Origin of the sequence: Caballeronia sp. INML2 (assembly GCF_023631365.1) — a bacterium.
GTDB classification, from domain to species: Bacteria; Pseudomonadota; Gammaproteobacteria; order Burkholderiales; family Burkholderiaceae; genus Caballeronia; species Caballeronia turbans.
In genome coordinates, this window is the sequence record NZ_JALQDH010000048.1 from 139529 (window position 1) to 155028 (window position 15500).

Consider the following 15500-nt stretch of genomic DNA (forward strand, 5'->3'; position numbering starts at 1 on the left):
CTTGCGTCATCGTGCGTTCCTCACGGCGAAAGAATCGAACGGACCGTCATCGAGCAGGAATTCGCGACATGCCTTTTCCCCCAGCCGAATCGCACAACCCGCGCTCACCGCCCATGACCACCCGCCGAGATTTCCTCTGCCTCACCGCCGCCGCGCTCGCCGCACAAACCGCCCTTGCAGCCAAACCGCCCGTCCAACCCATGAACAAGCGCCCGATCCCCGCAACCGGCGAGCCCTTGCCCATCGTCGGCTGCGGCACCTGGCGCACCTTCGACGCAGGCAACGACGCAACCCGTCGCCGCGAGCTCGCCGACGTGCTGGGCGCGCTTTTCGCCGCGGGCGGCTCGGTCATCGATTCATCGCCGATGTACGGCTCCTCCGAAGCCGTCGCGGGCGCGCTGCTCGCCGAGTCGCACGCGCGCGACAAGGCGTTCATCGCCACCAAGGTCTGGACCGACGGACGCGAGGCCGGCATCGCGCAGATGGAGCAGTCGATGCGCCTCTGGCGGACCGATCGCATCGATCTCATGCAGATTCACAACCTGCTCGACTGGCGCACGCATCTCGCCACTCTGCGCGACTGGAAAGCCGCGGGCAAGATCCGCTACATCGGCATCACGCATTACACGTCGAGCGCATTTGCCCAAGTCGAGGCCGTGCTGCGCTCGGAGCGCGTCGATTTCATGCAGATCAACTACGCCGCCAACGACCGCGACGCCGAAGCGCGCCTCCTGCCGCTCGCCGCCGAGCGCGGCGTCGCGGTGATCGTCAATCAGCCGTTCGGCGGCGGGTCGCTGCTCGCGAGCCTGCGCAACCGGCCCTTGCCCGCGTTCGCACAGGAACTCGGCTGCGCGTCGTGGGCACAGCTTCTGCTCAAATTCGTGCTGGGCAACGCCGCCGTGACCTGCGTCATTCCCGGCACGGGACGGCGCGAATACATGATCGACAACGCGCGCGCGGGCATGGGCATTTATCCCGACGCGGCGATGAGACAGCGCATCGCCGACGCGCTCCCTTAAGGAGAGAACCATGAGCGATCCCTACGACCTTCAGCGTTTCGTCGACGCGCAGGAGAGCGTCATCGACGACGTGCGCGCCGAACTCTCGGCCGGCCGCAAGCGCACGCACTGGATGTGGTTCGTGTTTCCGCAGATCGCCGGCCTCGGGCACAGCGCGATGGCGCAGCGCTATGCGATCTCGTCGCGCGACGAAGCCCGGGCGTATCTCGCGCATCCCGTGCTGGGCGCGCGGCTCGTCGAGCTGACGCGCATCGTCGGCGGCGTGCAGGGGCGCAGCGTCGGCGACATCTTCGGCTATCCGGACGACATGAAATTTCATTCGTCGATGACCCTTTTCGCGCACACGGCCGACGACCCCGGGGTCTTTCAGGAAGCGCTGCGCCGCTATTTCGGCGGCCAGGACGACGAAGCCACGCTCGCACGCCTGCGATGACGGGCATGGCGGTTGCGCCTTCTGAAACGTCCACGTTCCTTCAGGAGCCAAGCGCCATGCGCAAGTCTTTCAAGCTGCACGATCACGTCCGCTGGAACACGCCGCAAGGCGAAACGACGGGGCATATCGTGCGCATCGTCACCGAGCGCACGACGCTCGACGGCCATACCGTCAACGCGTCGCGCGAGGATCCGCACTTCGAAGTCGAAAGCGACAAGAGCGGCAAGCGCGCCGTGCACAGGGCCGACGCGCTCACGCGGCTATTGCATTGATTCCGTTTCAAATCCCGCGGCAGCACGCGCCGCACGTTCGCACTATTGCAGTGCGCGCGGCGCAAGCTGACACCGTTCCTGCATAATCCACGATTAACGTTCAAACTTCTACCGCGCCGGAAGCTTGAATCGCGCATTTCCATTGACGGCTTTCCTAATCCTTTGAGGAATCGAAACAATGAAATCGAAACTCGTGGCACTGCTCGTTGCATCGTCGGCACTCGGCCTGACTTCCACGGCATCCTTCGCCCAAGTCGCGGGCACGCAACCGCTCGGCGTATCGGTCGAGGTCTCGACGGCCATCATCGATGGCTGGAGCATCAAGAAATCCGTCCTCAACAAACCCGTCGTCAACGATCAGGGACAACGCGTCGGCGTGATCAATGACATCATCGTCGCGCCGGACAAATCCGTTTCGTTCGCGATCATCGCCGCGAACAAGTTCCTCGGCGTGGCGCGCCACGACGTCGCGATTCCCATCGATCAACTCGACGTCAAAAACGGCCAGTTCGTGCTCGCGGGCGCGACCAAGGACGCGATCAAGGCGCTGCCCGAGTTCCAGTACAACAAGGTGAAGGCGACGCCGAAGCCGCGCGCGGAATTCGAGCATCATTAAGCTTGCCGGGAGGCGGCCGCGCGCCGCCTCTTTCGCTCAACCTCCTCCGGAATCCGACGATGTTCAAAGCCCTCATGCTCGACAAACAGGACGACCGCACGGTCGCGTCCATTCAGTCGATCGACGAATCGCGCCTGGCTTTGTCCGGCGACGGCGGCGACGTGCTCGTGCGCATCGACTTCTCCACGTTGAACTACAAGGACGGCCTCGCGATCACCGGCCGGGCGCCGGTCGTGCGCATGTGGCCGATGGTGCCGGGCATCGACTTCGCGGGCGTCGTCGAGGCGAGTTCGCATCCGGATTACGAGCCCGGTGACAAGGTCGTGATGAACGGCTGGGGCGCGGGCGAAACGCATTGGGGCGGGCTCGCGCAGAAGGCGCGCGTGCCGGGCGACCATCTGATCGCGCTGCCCGCGAACATCACGACGCGCCAGGCGATGGCCGTCGGCACCGCGGGCTATACCGCGATGCTGTGCGTGCAGGCACTCGAAAAACATGGCATCGGCCCGAAAGACGGCGACGTGCTCGTGACGGGCGCGAACGGCGGCGTCGGCAGCTTCGCCGTCGCGATTCTGGCCAAGCGCGGCTTTCGCGTGATCGCGTCGACCGGCCGCCCCGAGGAAGCCGCGCGGCTGCGCGAGCTGGGCGCGGCGGATATCGTCGAGCGCGCGACGCTTTCGGACCCGGGCAAGCCGCTGCAGAAGGAACGCTGGGCGGCGGCCGTCGATTGCGTCGGCAGTCATACGCTCGCGAACGTCTGCGCGAGCTTGCGCTACGGCGGCGCGGTTGCCGCGTGCGGGCTCGCGCAAGGCATGGATCTGCCGGCGTCCGTCGCGCCGTTCATCCTGCGCGGCGTCGCCTTGCTGGGCGTGGACAGTGTCTACGTGCCGCGCGAGCGGCGCGTCGCGGCGTGGAAGGCGATCGCCGACGAAGTGCCGGTCGCGACCATCGAAAGCGTCGCGACCACCGTCGCGCTCGCGGATGCGCCCGATGTCGCCGCGCGCTTGCTGCGCGGCGAAGTGAAGGGCCGCGTCATCGTCGATGTGAACGCCTGAACCGGCGTCAGAAGGTGCTCCAGCCGTCGGTGGTCGCCGGCTTCGCGACCGCAATCTGAGCGACCCGGGCAACGCGAGGTGCGGACTTCGCAACCGGCGCGCGGGCCACGTGCGTCTCAGAGCGCGTGAACGTCGATGCCGGCGCGTCCACCGTGAAGAACGCGACCGCTTCGTTGAGCCTGCGTCCCTGTTCTTCGAGCGACGATGCCGCCGCGGCCGCTTCTTCCACCAGCGCCGCGTTCTGCTGCGTGACTTCGTCCATCTGCGTGATGGCAAGATTCACCTGCTCGATGCCGCGTCCCTGCTCCGCCGAAGCCGCCGCGATCTCCTGCATGATGTCCGTCACGCGCGCGACGGCCTGCGTCACCTCGGTCATCGTCGTGCCTGCTTCGCCCGCCAGCACGGAACCGTCGCGCACCTTGTCCGTGGAGGCCGCGATCAGTTCCTTGATCTCCTTCGCCGCCGTCGACGAGCGCTGCGCGAGACTGCGCACTTCGCTTGCGACGACCGCGAAGCCCCGGCCCTGCTCGCCTGCCCGCGCCGCTTCGACCGCCGCGTTGAGCGCGAGAATGTTCGTCTGAAATGCGATGCCTTCGATGATGCCCGTGATCTCCGCGATCTTGTCGGAGCTGTCGCTGATGCCGTTCATCGTCGCAACCACGCGGCCGACGACATCGCTGCCTTTCCTCGCGATATCCGATGCATTCGACGCGAGCGAACTCGCCTGCTGCGCGTTCGCGGCGTTCTGGCGCACCGTCGACGTGAGCTCTTCCATGCTCGCCGCCGTCTCCTGCAAGGAAGCGGCCTGCTCTTCGGTGCGCTGGCTCAGATCGGTGTTGCCGGTCGCGAGCTCCTTCGCCGCGCCGCCGACCGCGCCGCTGCCTTCGCGCACGCGGCCCACGGTTTCGGTGAGGCGCGCGTTCATCGTCGCGAGCGCGCGCAACAGGTCGCCGGTTTCGTCCTTCGCATCGGCGACGATATGGCTCGTCAGATCGCCGCGCGCCACCGTCTGCGCGATGCCGACCGCTTTGCCGATCGGCGTCGTGATCGAGCGCGTGATCGCGATGCCCGCACCGACCGCGAAGAGCGCCGCGGCCGCGCAGAGCGCGATCAGCACGTTGCGTTGCATCCGATAGCTGGCCGCGTCAGCGCGCACGATGTCCTCGCGGCGCGCGGCGGTGTAGGTCGCGTAATCGTCGGTGGCCTTGACCAGTTGCGCGAGCAGCGGGCGGCATTCGTCGTCCATTTTTTGGATCGCCTCGTCGCGCTTGCCCGCGAGCGCAAGTCCGGCGATATTCGTCGCGACCGGCCCGTACAGGGTCTCCACGCGTCCCATCTCGGCGACGAGGCTCTTCGCCTTTTCGCTGGTATCGGTCGCGGCGGCGATCATGTCGTTCAGTTGCTTCAGGCGCGCCTGCACGTCCTCGTGCGCACGCGTGACGTTGGCTTTCTCGAGATCGATATCGGAAGGTTTCGTGACGAGCACGAGATTGCGCGCGGCGATGGCGCGCCGGTCGACGGCGGTGCGAAGCTGGCTGGCCACGTCGGCGCGCGCGTTGATGCCGTTCACGTAGTGCGCGAAGCCGTCTGACGCGACGGATAGCGCGCGCAGGGACATGCCTGCCACAAGCACCACCAATACGGCCAGAATACCGAATCCAGCAACCAGCTTGTTCTTGATCGTGATGTTCTTCAGGTTCATGTTTCAGGTTCTCTCAGGGTCCGTTCAAGGGACATACGGCGTCGTGCGCGCGCTTCGCGCGGACTGCCCCGCACGAGCGGACGTTTCGCCGCACCGGGCGCGTGACGCTCTTCCTGCTGATTACGGCCCGCCGGTTTGAGCTCTGAAGGCGAAAGATGCAAATAGTCCGCATTTTGTCCGGGCGCAGCGGTAAGCCCGTGCCATGAAGCATGATCACGCCAAGTAATTTTTTCCACCCTCATCGACTTCCGATTCCGATGCCCGACCTCCTCGACTACCGCACGCCCGATTTCGAAGCCGCGCTCGCGGCGCTCCCGCCCACGCCGGCGACCGGCCTCGCCACGAACGAAAACTACTGGGACGCGGTACGCGCCTTGTGGCGCCAGTCGGACGCGCTGATCAATCTGGAGAACGGCTTCTGGGGAGCGATGACCGAGCCGGTCAAGGCGATGTTCCATCACTGGACCGAACGCGTGAATCGCGAGACGACGCTGCTGATTCGCCCGCATCTGATGACGCTGTATCAGGGTCTGCGCGAGCGCGTCGCGAAGGAAATGGGATGCGCGGTCGAGGAAATCGAGCTGACACGCAACGCGACCGAAGCGCTGCTCGCGCTCATCAGCGGCTACAACCGGCTCTCTCCTGGCGACACCGTGCTTTACAGCGATCTCGACTATCCCTGCGGCAAGGACGCGATGGAATGGCTGCGCGAGCGGCGCGGCGTCACGCCCGTGCGCATCACGATGCCCGAGCCGGCGACGCGCGAGGCGGTGCTGCAAACCTACGCCAGGGCCTTGAGCGCGCACCCGCGCACGCGGCTCGTGCTGCTCTCGCACGTGTGCTTCGCGACGGGACTCGTCCTGCCGGTCGCGGACATATCGGCGATGGCGAAGGAAGCCGGCGCGGACGTGATCGTCGATGCAGCGCATTCGTGGGGGCAGCTCGACTTCGACGTGCCGGACCTGAACGCGCCCTTCGCCGCGCTGAATCTGCACAAGTGGATCGGCGCGCCGCTCGGCTGCGGCGCGATCTATATCCGCCGTGGACACGTCGCGTCGATCGATCCGTATCTGGGCGACCGGACCTGGCCCGCCGACGATATCCGCGCGCGCGTGCATACCGGCTCGCCCAACTTCGCCGCGTGGTTCACGCTGCCGGCGGCGCTGGACGTGCATCTGTCGATCGGGGCCAAGGCGAAGGAGGCGCGCCTGCGTGCATTGCGCGATGCCTGGGCAAAGCCGGCGCGCGAACTTCCCGGCGTACAGATCATGACGCCCGACGATCCCGCGATGACCGCAGGCATCACCGCTTTCCGCCTGCACGGACGCGCGACGAAAGAGGGCTGCGATGCGATCGTCGCGGCGCTGCGCGAGCGCTTCGGCGTGTTCACGGTGACGCGCCCCGGTCCGGATGCGGGCGAAGTCGTGCGCGTGACGCCTGCCCTCTTCACGCGCATGTCGGACGCGGCGCGCCTGCTCGAAGGCATCGCAGCGCTCTCGCGCGAGCTGAAGTAGCCGCTAGCCCGCCACCGGCCGCGCGTCGAGGCGCTCGATTAAGCGTTCGAGCGCCTCCGAGCACGGCGCTTCGACTTTCAGCGCGAGGAGCGCATCGGCGCGCGTCTTGCCGATGTTGATCGCCGCGATCGGCTTGCCGCTCTTCGCGGCCCACTCGCAAAAGCGGTAGCCCGAGTACACCATCAGCGACGAGCCGACGACGAGCATCGCGTCGGCGGCTTCCAGCGAGCGCGCCGCGTCGTGGACGAGCGCGCGCGGCACGCTCTCGCCGAAGAACACCACGTCGGGCTTGAGCACGCCGCCGCAGCGCGTGCAGCCGGGCACGTCGAACGATGCGAAGTCGAGATCCTCGATGTGCGCGTCGCCGTCCGGCACCGCGGGCGCCGTATGACCGACGAAATCGGGATTCGCCGTTTCGAGCATGCGCTGCACCGCTGCGCGCGTATGTCGCTCGCCGCAATCGATGCAGCGCACCCGCCCGATATTGCCGTGGAGCTCGATCACATCGGGATTGCCCGCGCGCGTGTGCAGCCCGTCGACGTTCTGCGTGACGAGGCGATGCACCCGCGAGCGCGCCTCGAGCGCCCGCAACGCGTGATGCGCGCCGTTCGGCTGTGCGTTCTGCACGATCGGCCAGCCGATGAGACTGCGCGCCCAATAGCGGCGCCGCGCGTAGTCCGAGCCGAGAAAATCCTTCAGCAGGATCGGCGCGCGGCCCGTGCGCTGGCCTTCGCGGTCGCGATAGCACGGAATGCCCGACTCCGTGCTGATGCCCGCGCCCGACAGCACGAAAAGCCGCGGATGCCGCTCGACAAATTCATGAAGCTGCTGCACGTGCAGTCCTTTTTACGTGTTTTTGCGGGGTTCGCTGTGATGAAAATATAAGGCGAAACCGCGCCCGCCGCTGGCCGCGATTCTGGCCTTACCACTTTCGCATTAATGAAATTGGCTTGACCAAATCGACCGGCATCGTTAGATTGTCGAACGCCCCACTCCAACGACATCACGAGACAAAGCATGCTGACCGTCATTTGCGAAACGCCCGGAACCCTGAAAGCCGAACAGCGCGAGAAGCCGCAGCGCGGCGAGAACGAAGTGCTGTTGCGCGTGAAGCGCGTCGGCGTGTGCGGCACGGACCTGCACATCTTCACCGGCAATCAGCCTTATCTGTCGTATCCGCGTGTGATGGGCCACGAGTTGTCCGGCGTGATCGAGGAAGCGGATCCGGCGAGCGGCCTGAAGGCGGGCGACACGGTCTACGTGATGCCCTATCTCTCGTGCGGCGAATGTATCGCGTGCCGTCAGGGCAAGACCAATTGCTGCGTGAACATCCAGGTGCTCGGCGTGCATCGCGATGGCGCGTTCACCGAATACCTGAATTTGCCCGCACAGTTCGTGCATAAGGCCGAGGGCGTCACGCTCGATCAGGCCGCGATGGTCGAATTCCTCGCGATCGGCGCGCACGCCGTGCGTCGCGCGGACGTGACGCCGGGCCAGCGCGTGCTGGTCGTCGGCACAGGGCCGATCGGCATGGCGGCCATCACGTTCTCGCGCCTGCGCGGCGCGAACGTCACCGCGCTCGACACGCGCGAAGACCGCCTCGCGTTCTGCAAGCGGGAACTGAAAGTGGATGCCACCGTGCAGATCGGCGAGCAGGACAAGCAAGCTCTGTCGGCGCTCACGAATGGCGAATTTTTCGATGTCGTCTTCGATGCGACCGGCAACTCGCGCGCGATGGAACGCGGCTTCGAGTTCATCGCGCACGGCGGAAAGTACGTGCTGGTCTCGATCGTGCCGGATCGCATCTCGTTCGCCGATCCCGAGTTCCACAAACGTGAGGCGACGCTGCTCGCAAGCCGCAACGCGACGCCGGAGGACTTCGAGACCGTGCTCGCGGCAATGCGCAAAGGCGAAGTGCCGACCGATGCGCTCAACACGCATCGACTGACGCTGAGCGACGTGCCCGAGCGCTTCTCGTCGCTGCTCGATCCGAAGGCGGGCGTCGTGAAGGCGATCGTCGAATGCTGATGGTTTGATCAGGGCGCGCCGCGCGCAAAACGCGGCCGTCCCTGCGCGTCGTGCCAGGGCTCCGCGCTCTTGCACCAGATTTCGTATTGCGGCGGATAGAGACCGGTTTCGTCGAAGATGCCGGTCGGCACTTCGATTTCGTCGACACCGTCGAACGCCAGATAGACCGGCGACCCGCACGTCGGGCAATGGTGCCGCTTGCCTGTGGTCGAACTCTCCCACGCCACCGTGTCGCCCGACACCTGAAACGCGTCGCGCGCAAAGATCGCATAGACGCCGAACGGCGCGCCGTGAATGCGCCGGCAGGTCATGCAGTGGCACAGATTCACTTCCTTCGGCTCGCCCGCGACACGCACGCGCACGGCGCCGCATGCGCATCCGCCTTCGTGAATCGGCCGAGAGTTCATCCGTCGTTGCTCCCGCAATCGACGCACGCCCGCGATCGATCGGGCGCGCTTCGACGATTCATCGCGTGAAGTAGCCGCGATTCTGCATGCACTCGCTGTAAGCGCGCCAGTAACGCGTCATCGGCGGCTCGGGCGGCGGCAGCGGCGGCATCTTCATGTCGCCGCCGTAAATCGCATCCGATGCGCCGGACGCGCCGGCCGCCATCGATGCGGGCATCGCGGGCATGCCGGGCATCGGACCAGATGCGCCGGGCAGCCCGGATGCACCGGAGACCCTTCCCGGCGGCAAGCTCGACGCCGCGATCGCCGCCGATGCGCCCGATGCCGGCGCAGCAGCGGACGCCGCCATCGCGCCCGACGCGCCCGACGGCAAGGGCGGCTCGACGGGGCGCGGCGGCGTGAGCACGCGCGTTTCACGCTGGGCATCGCGCGGCGGCGCCTGCGGCTCGCGCGCCACGTTCACTTTCGTCGTCTGATTGGCGTAGCCGTAGCAGGCGGCGTTATCGACGGATTGCTGCCACGCGCTCTGGCTGCGTCCGGGCACGGCGAGCGGCTGTTGCGCGAAAGCGGCGCCACACGCCGCGAGCAAGGCGATTCCCGCGTAAGTGGAAGGTCTCATTGGCTTGCAGTTCCCCGATGCGGTTTTATTAGTCGTTGCAGGTCGCACGCCGTTCGCGCATGCGCGAGCGGCGCGAGTCTGCGCCGGGCCTGCTGCCAAGGATACCGCGCCCGCGAAACCGTCCACGCCAGAAGCACCGGTATCTTCCGCCAATTTCCAGACACAAGGCGGCGCGGCGCACACTCGCCGGAAAAGCGCACATGTCAGAACTTCATGCCGACGCCGATACCGATGACCCACGGATCGATCTTGAGCGAGCCGAGATCGGCGCCGTCCGCCGACGCGCTCGTGCGCATCCAGATCTTTTTCAGATCCGCGTTGACGAAGAGATTTTTCGCCACCTGCACGTCGACGCCCGCCTGCAGCGCCGGGCCGAAGCTGCTGTGCCGGATCGACACCGGCGTATCGCCCGCTTTCAGCTTGTCGTTGTAGAAATACGTGTAGTTCACGCCCGCGCCGACATACGGACGCACGCGGCCCGCGTGATTGAAGTGGTATTGCAGGAGCAGTGTCGGCGGCAGCACGCTCACGCCGCCCAGCCCGCCGATGCTCGACGTCACCTGATGCCGCGACGTAGCCAGGATCAGCTCCACGCCGATGTCATCGCGGATCATGTAGGTGAAGTCGAGTTCCGGCACGATCGCATTGTTCACGTCCACGCCGAGCGTGCCGAGTGCGCCGCCCGCTGTCACATCGGGCTGGATGCTGATCGCGCGCAGGCGCACCAGCACGTCGCCGGCGTGGATGCCGCCCATCGAATCACTCGACGGCGCATCGCCCGCCGCGTGTGCCACGCCTGCAAACAAGGAGGCGCACGCCATCACCACTGCCCCGAAGACTTTTTTCATTTCTATCTTTCCCGCGTTAAAAGCGGGAATTTTCCCGGGCGGGGGCGCACACGCCATTGACCGCGCGCAAGGCATGATCGCGCGCGCTCGTCAGCGGCGACGAGGTTTGAGCGACGACAAGCCTGCGCTCGAACGCCGCAAACCGCGGGTCCGCGCTTTGCTAGATAAAGTTAAAGTACAAAGGGAGGCAGCAGATGAGACCCACACTCGGCACGCTCGGGCGCATGACGGGGGGTCTGCTCGGTGGCACGCTCGCCGTCGTGGCGAGCGCTCAGCAGGCGCCGCAAAAACCGAACAAGCTCGAATACGACAGCACGCCCGCGTATCAGGAGAAAAACGTCACGCCGCCTGCGGCAGCGGCCGCGAACGCCAGCGATGCACCGAAGACGCGGCCGGGCAAGACATCATCGGGCAAGGGCGCCGCGCCCGACCGGCCCAACGGCCTCGGCTTCGATGCGGGCGCGAGCGGCATGAGCAAGAAGCAATAGCCTTCGATTACGCGTCGCCTGGCTTGTCGGGCCACGGCCATGTCGAATAGCGCGATGGCTTTTCGGACGCGGCCTTGCTCTTCTGCTTCTGCCGAGCCGGCGCCTGCGCTTCATGCGCCGGAGCCGCGCTCTTCGCGGTTTCGGGCAGCTCCTCGCCGAACCACGGCACGTCCTTGCGCCGCTCTTCCACATAGGCGCCCCAACCCTTCGCGTTGTCTGCGAAGAGATCGTGCCTGACGGTGTTGGCGAGCAGTTGCCGATTCAGCGTCTCGTCGAGAAGCGCCTTCGGCCAGACGAAGAACGCGCCCGATGCGCGCCGGATGAAATCGCGCGGCGTCATCTTCTCGTCGATGAAGCCGAGCAGCGTGAAGCCAGCAAGCGCGTCGTTGCCCTTCACCGCTTCGCCGATGCTCGCGTATTCGTCGGCGCATTGGCTCAGGCAAAACACCGACTCCATCACGTCGCCGAGATGCAGCAGCAGCGCGCGTCGTTCGTAGGGATCCTGCGTGGCGGTCTCTTGTTTCGTCATTCGCTGTTCCGATATGTCGAGGGTGGATTCGGCGGCGCGCGCGCACTGCTGCACGTACCGCATCATCACGAAGTTTAGCGAACTCGGCGTGAGGCGTCGGCGTACAAGCGCGCCAATTACTTCGTGAAGCGCGTGCGGAAGCTCAGCCGATAGTCGTTCGGCGACACGCCGAGCCGCCGCGTGAAAACGAGCCGCATCCGATCGGCCGTGCCGAAGCCGCACTCGTATGCGACGGTTTTCAGAGGCGTGTCGCTGCTCTCGAGCATATTGCGGGCCGCGTCGACGCGCGCCCGTTCGACGAACTCATGCGGCGTCATCTGCGCGAGTTGCACGAAGGCGCGCGCGAAGTTGCGCTCGCTCATGCCGGCGACGCTCGCCAGTTGCGCGACCGACAGCCGCTCGCCGATGTGCTCCATCACATACGCCTGCACTTTCGCGACCGGCGAAGTCTCATCGGCGGGTGCGCTCAAGTACGGGCTGAATTGCGATTGCCCGCCGCGTCGCTGCGCGAAGACGACGAGGCGCTTTGCAACCGCGAGCGCGACCTGCGCGCCATGATCTTCCGCGACGAGCGCGAGCGCGACATCGATGCCCGCCGTCACGCCCGCCGAGGTGACGAGCCTGTCGTCGCGCATGTAGATGCGGTCCAGCTCGACGCGTGCGCGCGGAAAGCGCTCCGCGAGGCGCGGCGCGTTCTGCCAGTGCGTGGTCACATTGCGGCCGTCGATCAGGCCCGCGTGTCCGAGCGCGAATGCGCCCGTGCAGATCGAGCCGTAGCGCTCGCAGTGCGAGGCGACATCGGCGAGCCAGGCCGTCAGCCGCGAATCCGGCGCATCGGCGGGAAGCGCCGGGCCGCCCGCGACGAGCGCGGTGCCATAGCGCCGATGCGCTTCGTCGAAAGACAGGTCCGCGACGAGACGCGTGCCGTTCGACGCGCGCACGATGCGCTCTGCGGGACCGACGAGCGTGATCTCATATGCGTTCGATTGGGCAATGAAGCCGTTCGCTTCCGCGAACACATCGACGGGACCGGCCACATCGAGCGCCTGCACGCCCTGGAAGATTGCGATTGCGACTGTAGGCATCGAATGGAAGGTCCGTGATGAGCGCGCATGGCAGAAGACGGCGTGCGCTTGGCAGGGTTCGACGCGCCGTTTCGATTGAGACGTGAAGGCGTTTTGACGAGACTAAAGCCATCCGACGCGCTGCGCGATTTTAGCAACGCACCCGCATCCGCGTCGTCGATCGACCCACATCACGGAGCCATACTCATGAGCGAAATCATCGCAGGCATCAGGATTCCCGACAGCCAGATGGCGCGCGAAGCCACGCAACTCGTGCGCGATACCGAGCCCGATCTGCTCTACCACCATTCGCGCCGCGTGTTCCTGTTCGGCGCGCTCGCGGGCGAGCGCAAGCAACTGAAGTACGATCCCGAACTGCTGTATATCGGCGCGATGTTCCATGACATGGGCCTCACCGAAGCGTACAGCAGCGCGCACGACCGCTTCGAAGTCGATGGCGCGAATGCGGCGCGCGATTTCCTGCGTCGGCATGGCATCGGCGAATACGAGATCGAGCAGGTGTGGGACGCGATCGCGCTGCACACGACGCCCGGCATTCCGCAGTACAAGAAGCCGGTGGTCGCGCTGGTCACGGCGGGCGTCGAGATGGATGTGCTCGGTCTCGCCTACGACGAGTTCAGCGCGGATGAGCGGCGCCTCGTGGTCGCGGCGCATCCGCGCGAGGCGAACTTCAAGGAAGGCATCATCGACGCATTCGCCAAAGGCACGATCGGCAAGCCCGAATCGACCTTCGGCAATGTCAAGGCCGACGTGCTCGCGTTGAAGGACCCGAATTACAGGCGGCTGAACTTCTGCAGCATCATCCTCGGGTCGGCGTGGAACGATCAGCCTCACGATCATGCGGCGTGCCGCGACCCGGCGCACCGCCACGCGTAGGTCAGCGGCACATGCGATACGGTCCCATGTCGACGTGAAAGTGCGTCTCGTGCAGCGCGTTGTAACCGGGGCCCAGCGCGGTGGCGAACGCATGGCACGCGCCTTCGTGAACGCGGCGCAGGAACTGTCCATCGGGAGAGGCCGCATCGCTCCAGCGCGCGAGCGTGATGCGGCGTCCGTCTTCGAGCACGAAGCCCGTCAGGTCGATGGCGTTCGCGCTCGCATGCTGGCTCAGCGCAGCGTCCTGCTGATGATTCACGTTGCGGCACGCATAGCTGCCGACATGCTCGATGCGCGCGACGCGCTCGCCGTAGATGTCGAGCGCGGCGGGCTGAAGATACTGATGCTCGAAATAGGCGATGCCGAGCGCGAGCGGACACGTCGCGAGAAAGGGCGAACTGATGCGCAGGTCTTCCATCTGCGTGACGCGCACTACGTCCTTGAGCGCACAACCGCCCGGCCCTGTTGCATCGGCCATCGCGCGATACACGAGACCGGAGCGCGCGAGCGCGGCGTCGCAGAGTGGCGCGTCGTGCATCGTGCGCCATAGCCTGAAGCGCGTGAGCGGACCTTGAGGCGCACGCACGTCGAGCGGGGCGAAGGGATCGTAGCGCTCGGACAGCACGATGCGCTTCGAGTACACCGCGTAGCCGAATGCGGCCGCGCCCACGAGCGACGCGAGCAGCAACCACGCGACGATGCGCGCGATCATGCGAAGCGCTTACGCGTCGCCGGTTGCGTGCGCGGCGTTCACGCGTTCGGCGAGCTTCGCGTCATAGCTCGAATGCACGTGCACGCGCTTCTTCTCGGGATACGCATACGAATAGGCCTTGCGCAACGCGAGCGACGCTTCATGGAAGCCCGACAGAATGAGCTTCTGCTTGTTCGGATAGTTGGCGATATCCCCGACCGCGAAAATGCCCGGCCGAGAGGATTCATAGTTCGACGTATCCACTTCGATGCGCCCGCCGCGCACATCGAGGTTCCAGGTGGCGATCGGGCCGAGTTCGGAGACGAGACCATAGAGCGCGACGATCTTGTCGGCGGCAACATCCGTCGAACCTTCCACCTGCTTGATGCGCGCGCCGCGCAGCGTGTTATCGGGCGCATCGAGCGATTCGATCATGCCGATGACGAATGCCATCTCGCCCGCGTCCACCGCGCGCTTCATCGTCGCAACCGAGTTCGCCGCCGCCGAAAAGCCGCTGCGCCGATGCACGAGCGTGAGCTTCTTCGCGATGTCCTTCAACGCGAGCGCCCAGTCGAGCGCAGAATCGCCGCCGCCCGCGACGATGACCTCTTTGTCCGCGAAATCCGCCACGCGCGAGACGCTGTAGTGCACGTCCTTGCCTTCCAGCGCGGCGACCTCGGGCAATTGCAGCCGCTGCGGCACGAACGCGCCGTTGCCGGCCGCGATCAGGATCGCGGCGCAGTCGACGGTCATGCCGCGTTCGGTCGTGACCGTCCAGCGATGATCGTCTTCGCGCTGCGTGACGGACTGCACGCGCTGATCGAGATGGATCGGCACATCGAAGGGGCGGATCTGCTCGAGCAGGCGATCGACGAGCTCGCGTGCGGTGCATGAAGGAATCGCGGGAATGTCGTAGATCGGCTTGTCGGGATAGAGCTCGATACATTGGCCGCCGATGCGCCCGAGGGTGTCGACGATTTGACACGTGAGGCCGATCACGTTTGCCTCGAAGGCGGCAAATAGGCCTACCGGGCCGGCGCCTATGATCAATACGTCGGTTTTTATCGCTTCGCTTTGAGATTCCATTTCGGTTCGCTTTCCTTTGCTTGCTGAATTTTTCAGCATTCTTCGGGTCACGATACAGAAAGGTTTTTGCGGGGGCAATGAAGTCCCTGTTTGCTTAGCGGCGATTTTTTTTCGCCGGATCCCGTTTTCTTGTTGGTTTATTAGCACTGCCCCTGTGCGGGGCGGCAGTCACTTTCTTTGCTGCTGCAAAGAAAGTAACTGTATTGAGAGTCAAGTGCTGGGTCACAAGTGA

At 65.6% G+C, this 15500-nt stretch carries 18 protein-coding genes; 9 read left to right on the plus strand and 9 right to left on the minus strand.

Going from position 1 to position 15500, the window contains the following annotated elements; translation table 11 throughout:
- The first annotated feature begins 113 nt into the window (after positions 1-113).
- The 5 genes from NCT32_RS17695 to NCT32_RS17715 all read left to right on the plus strand — a co-directional run bounded on the left by NCT32_RS17695 (position 114) and on the right by NCT32_RS17715 (position 3395).
- Positions 114-1019, plus strand: a complete 906-nt coding sequence (locus NCT32_RS17695) for an aldo/keto reductase (RefSeq protein ID WP_061115760.1) — start codon at positions 114-116, stop codon at positions 1017-1019.
- A gap of 10 nt (positions 1020-1029) precedes the next feature.
- The gene (locus NCT32_RS17700; protein WP_061115759.1) at positions 1030-1452 is read left to right on the plus strand and encodes a DUF1810 domain-containing protein; all 423 of its coding nucleotides are present in this window, start codon (positions 1030-1032) and stop codon (positions 1450-1452) included.
- 56 nt (positions 1453-1508) lie between these two features.
- A complete protein-coding gene (locus tag NCT32_RS17705) occupies positions 1509-1724 on the plus strand; it encodes a DUF2945 domain-containing protein (RefSeq protein ID WP_061115758.1) in 216 nt (71 codons plus the stop codon).
- Between the two features lie 178 nt (positions 1725-1902).
- Positions 1903-2340, plus strand: a complete 438-nt coding sequence (locus tag NCT32_RS17710; protein ID WP_061115757.1) for a PRC-barrel domain-containing protein — start codon at positions 1903-1905, stop codon at positions 2338-2340.
- Positions 2341-2399: 59 nt separating this feature from the next.
- On the plus strand, positions 2400-3395 hold the full coding sequence (locus tag NCT32_RS17715; RefSeq protein ID WP_061116066.1) for an MDR family oxidoreductase: 996 nt from the start codon (positions 2400-2402) through the stop codon (positions 3393-3395).
- Positions 3396-3402: 7 nt separating this feature from the next.
- On the opposite strand, the gene NCT32_RS17720 is transcribed toward NCT32_RS17715, so the two are convergent.
- Entirely contained in the window at positions 3403-5097 is a 1695-nt protein-coding gene (locus tag NCT32_RS17720; RefSeq protein ID WP_061115756.1) for a methyl-accepting chemotaxis protein, read from the minus strand.
- 257 nt (positions 5098-5354) lie between these two features.
- Here NCT32_RS17720 and NCT32_RS17725 point away from each other — a divergent pair, with 257 nt between their 5' ends.
- Positions 5355-6611 (plus strand): aminotransferase class V-fold PLP-dependent enzyme, encoded by a 1257-nt coding sequence (locus NCT32_RS17725; RefSeq protein WP_061115755.1) that lies wholly within the window; start codon positions 5355-5357, stop codon positions 6609-6611.
- A gap of 3 nt (positions 6612-6614) precedes the next feature.
- Here the strand turns inward: NCT32_RS17725 and NCT32_RS17730 are convergent, their stop codons facing one another.
- Positions 6615-7445, minus strand: a complete 831-nt coding sequence (locus NCT32_RS17730) for an NAD-dependent protein deacetylase (RefSeq protein WP_061115754.1) — start codon at positions 7443-7445, stop codon at positions 6615-6617.
- A 183-nt stretch (positions 7446-7628) separates the two neighbouring features.
- Here NCT32_RS17730 and NCT32_RS17735 point away from each other — a divergent pair, with 183 nt between their 5' ends.
- On the plus strand, positions 7629-8639 hold the full coding sequence (locus NCT32_RS17735; protein WP_061115753.1) for a zinc-binding alcohol dehydrogenase family protein: 1011 nt from the start codon (positions 7629-7631) through the stop codon (positions 8637-8639).
- A gap of 8 nt (positions 8640-8647) precedes the next feature.
- Here NCT32_RS17735 and NCT32_RS17740 read toward each other — a convergent pair whose 3' ends face one another.
- From NCT32_RS17740 to NCT32_RS17750, 3 genes are all read right to left on the minus strand, one after another.
- The gene (locus tag NCT32_RS17740; RefSeq protein ID WP_061115752.1) at positions 8648-9046 is read right to left on the minus strand and encodes a GFA family protein; all 399 of its coding nucleotides are present in this window, start codon (positions 9044-9046) and stop codon (positions 8648-8650) included.
- 58 nt (positions 9047-9104) lie between these two features.
- Positions 9105-9665, minus strand: coding sequence for a hypothetical protein (locus NCT32_RS17745; protein ID WP_061115751.1), 561 nt, complete (start codon positions 9663-9665; stop codon positions 9105-9107).
- A 203-nt stretch (positions 9666-9868) separates the two neighbouring features.
- A complete protein-coding gene (locus tag NCT32_RS17750; RefSeq protein WP_061116065.1) occupies positions 9869-10486 on the minus strand; it encodes an OmpW family protein in 618 nt (205 codons plus the stop codon).
- Positions 10487-10707: 221 nt separating this feature from the next.
- Here NCT32_RS17750 and NCT32_RS17755 point away from each other — a divergent pair, with 221 nt between their 5' ends.
- Positions 10708-11001: a hypothetical protein gene (locus NCT32_RS17755; protein WP_250490462.1), complete on the plus strand. Its 294-nt coding sequence runs from the start codon at positions 10708-10710 to the stop codon at positions 10999-11001.
- Between the two features lie 7 nt (positions 11002-11008).
- Here the strand turns inward: NCT32_RS17755 and NCT32_RS17760 are convergent, their stop codons facing one another.
- Together NCT32_RS17760 and NCT32_RS17765 are read right to left on the minus strand one after the other, a co-directional pair.
- A complete protein-coding gene (locus NCT32_RS17760; protein WP_061116064.1) occupies positions 11009-11530 on the minus strand; it encodes a hypothetical protein in 522 nt (173 codons plus the stop codon).
- Positions 11531-11646: 116 nt separating this feature from the next.
- Positions 11647-12615 (minus strand): GlxA family transcriptional regulator, encoded by a 969-nt coding sequence (locus tag NCT32_RS17765; RefSeq protein ID WP_061115749.1) that lies wholly within the window; start codon positions 12613-12615, stop codon positions 11647-11649.
- Positions 12616-12801: 186 nt separating this feature from the next.
- Here NCT32_RS17765 and NCT32_RS17770 point away from each other — a divergent pair, with 186 nt between their 5' ends.
- Positions 12802-13491, plus strand: a complete 690-nt coding sequence (locus NCT32_RS17770; RefSeq protein ID WP_061116063.1) for an HD domain-containing protein — start codon at positions 12802-12804, stop codon at positions 13489-13491.
- Position 13492: 1 nt separating this feature from the next.
- Here NCT32_RS17770 and NCT32_RS17775 read toward each other — a convergent pair whose 3' ends face one another.
- Positions 13493-14203, minus strand: a complete 711-nt coding sequence (locus NCT32_RS17775; protein WP_061115748.1) for an extensin family protein — start codon at positions 14201-14203, stop codon at positions 13493-13495.
- 9 nt (positions 14204-14212) lie between these two features.
- Entirely contained in the window at positions 14213-15268 is a 1056-nt protein-coding gene (locus NCT32_RS17780; protein WP_061115747.1) for an NAD(P)/FAD-dependent oxidoreductase, read from the minus strand.
- Positions 15269-15500 lie beyond the last annotated feature (232 nt).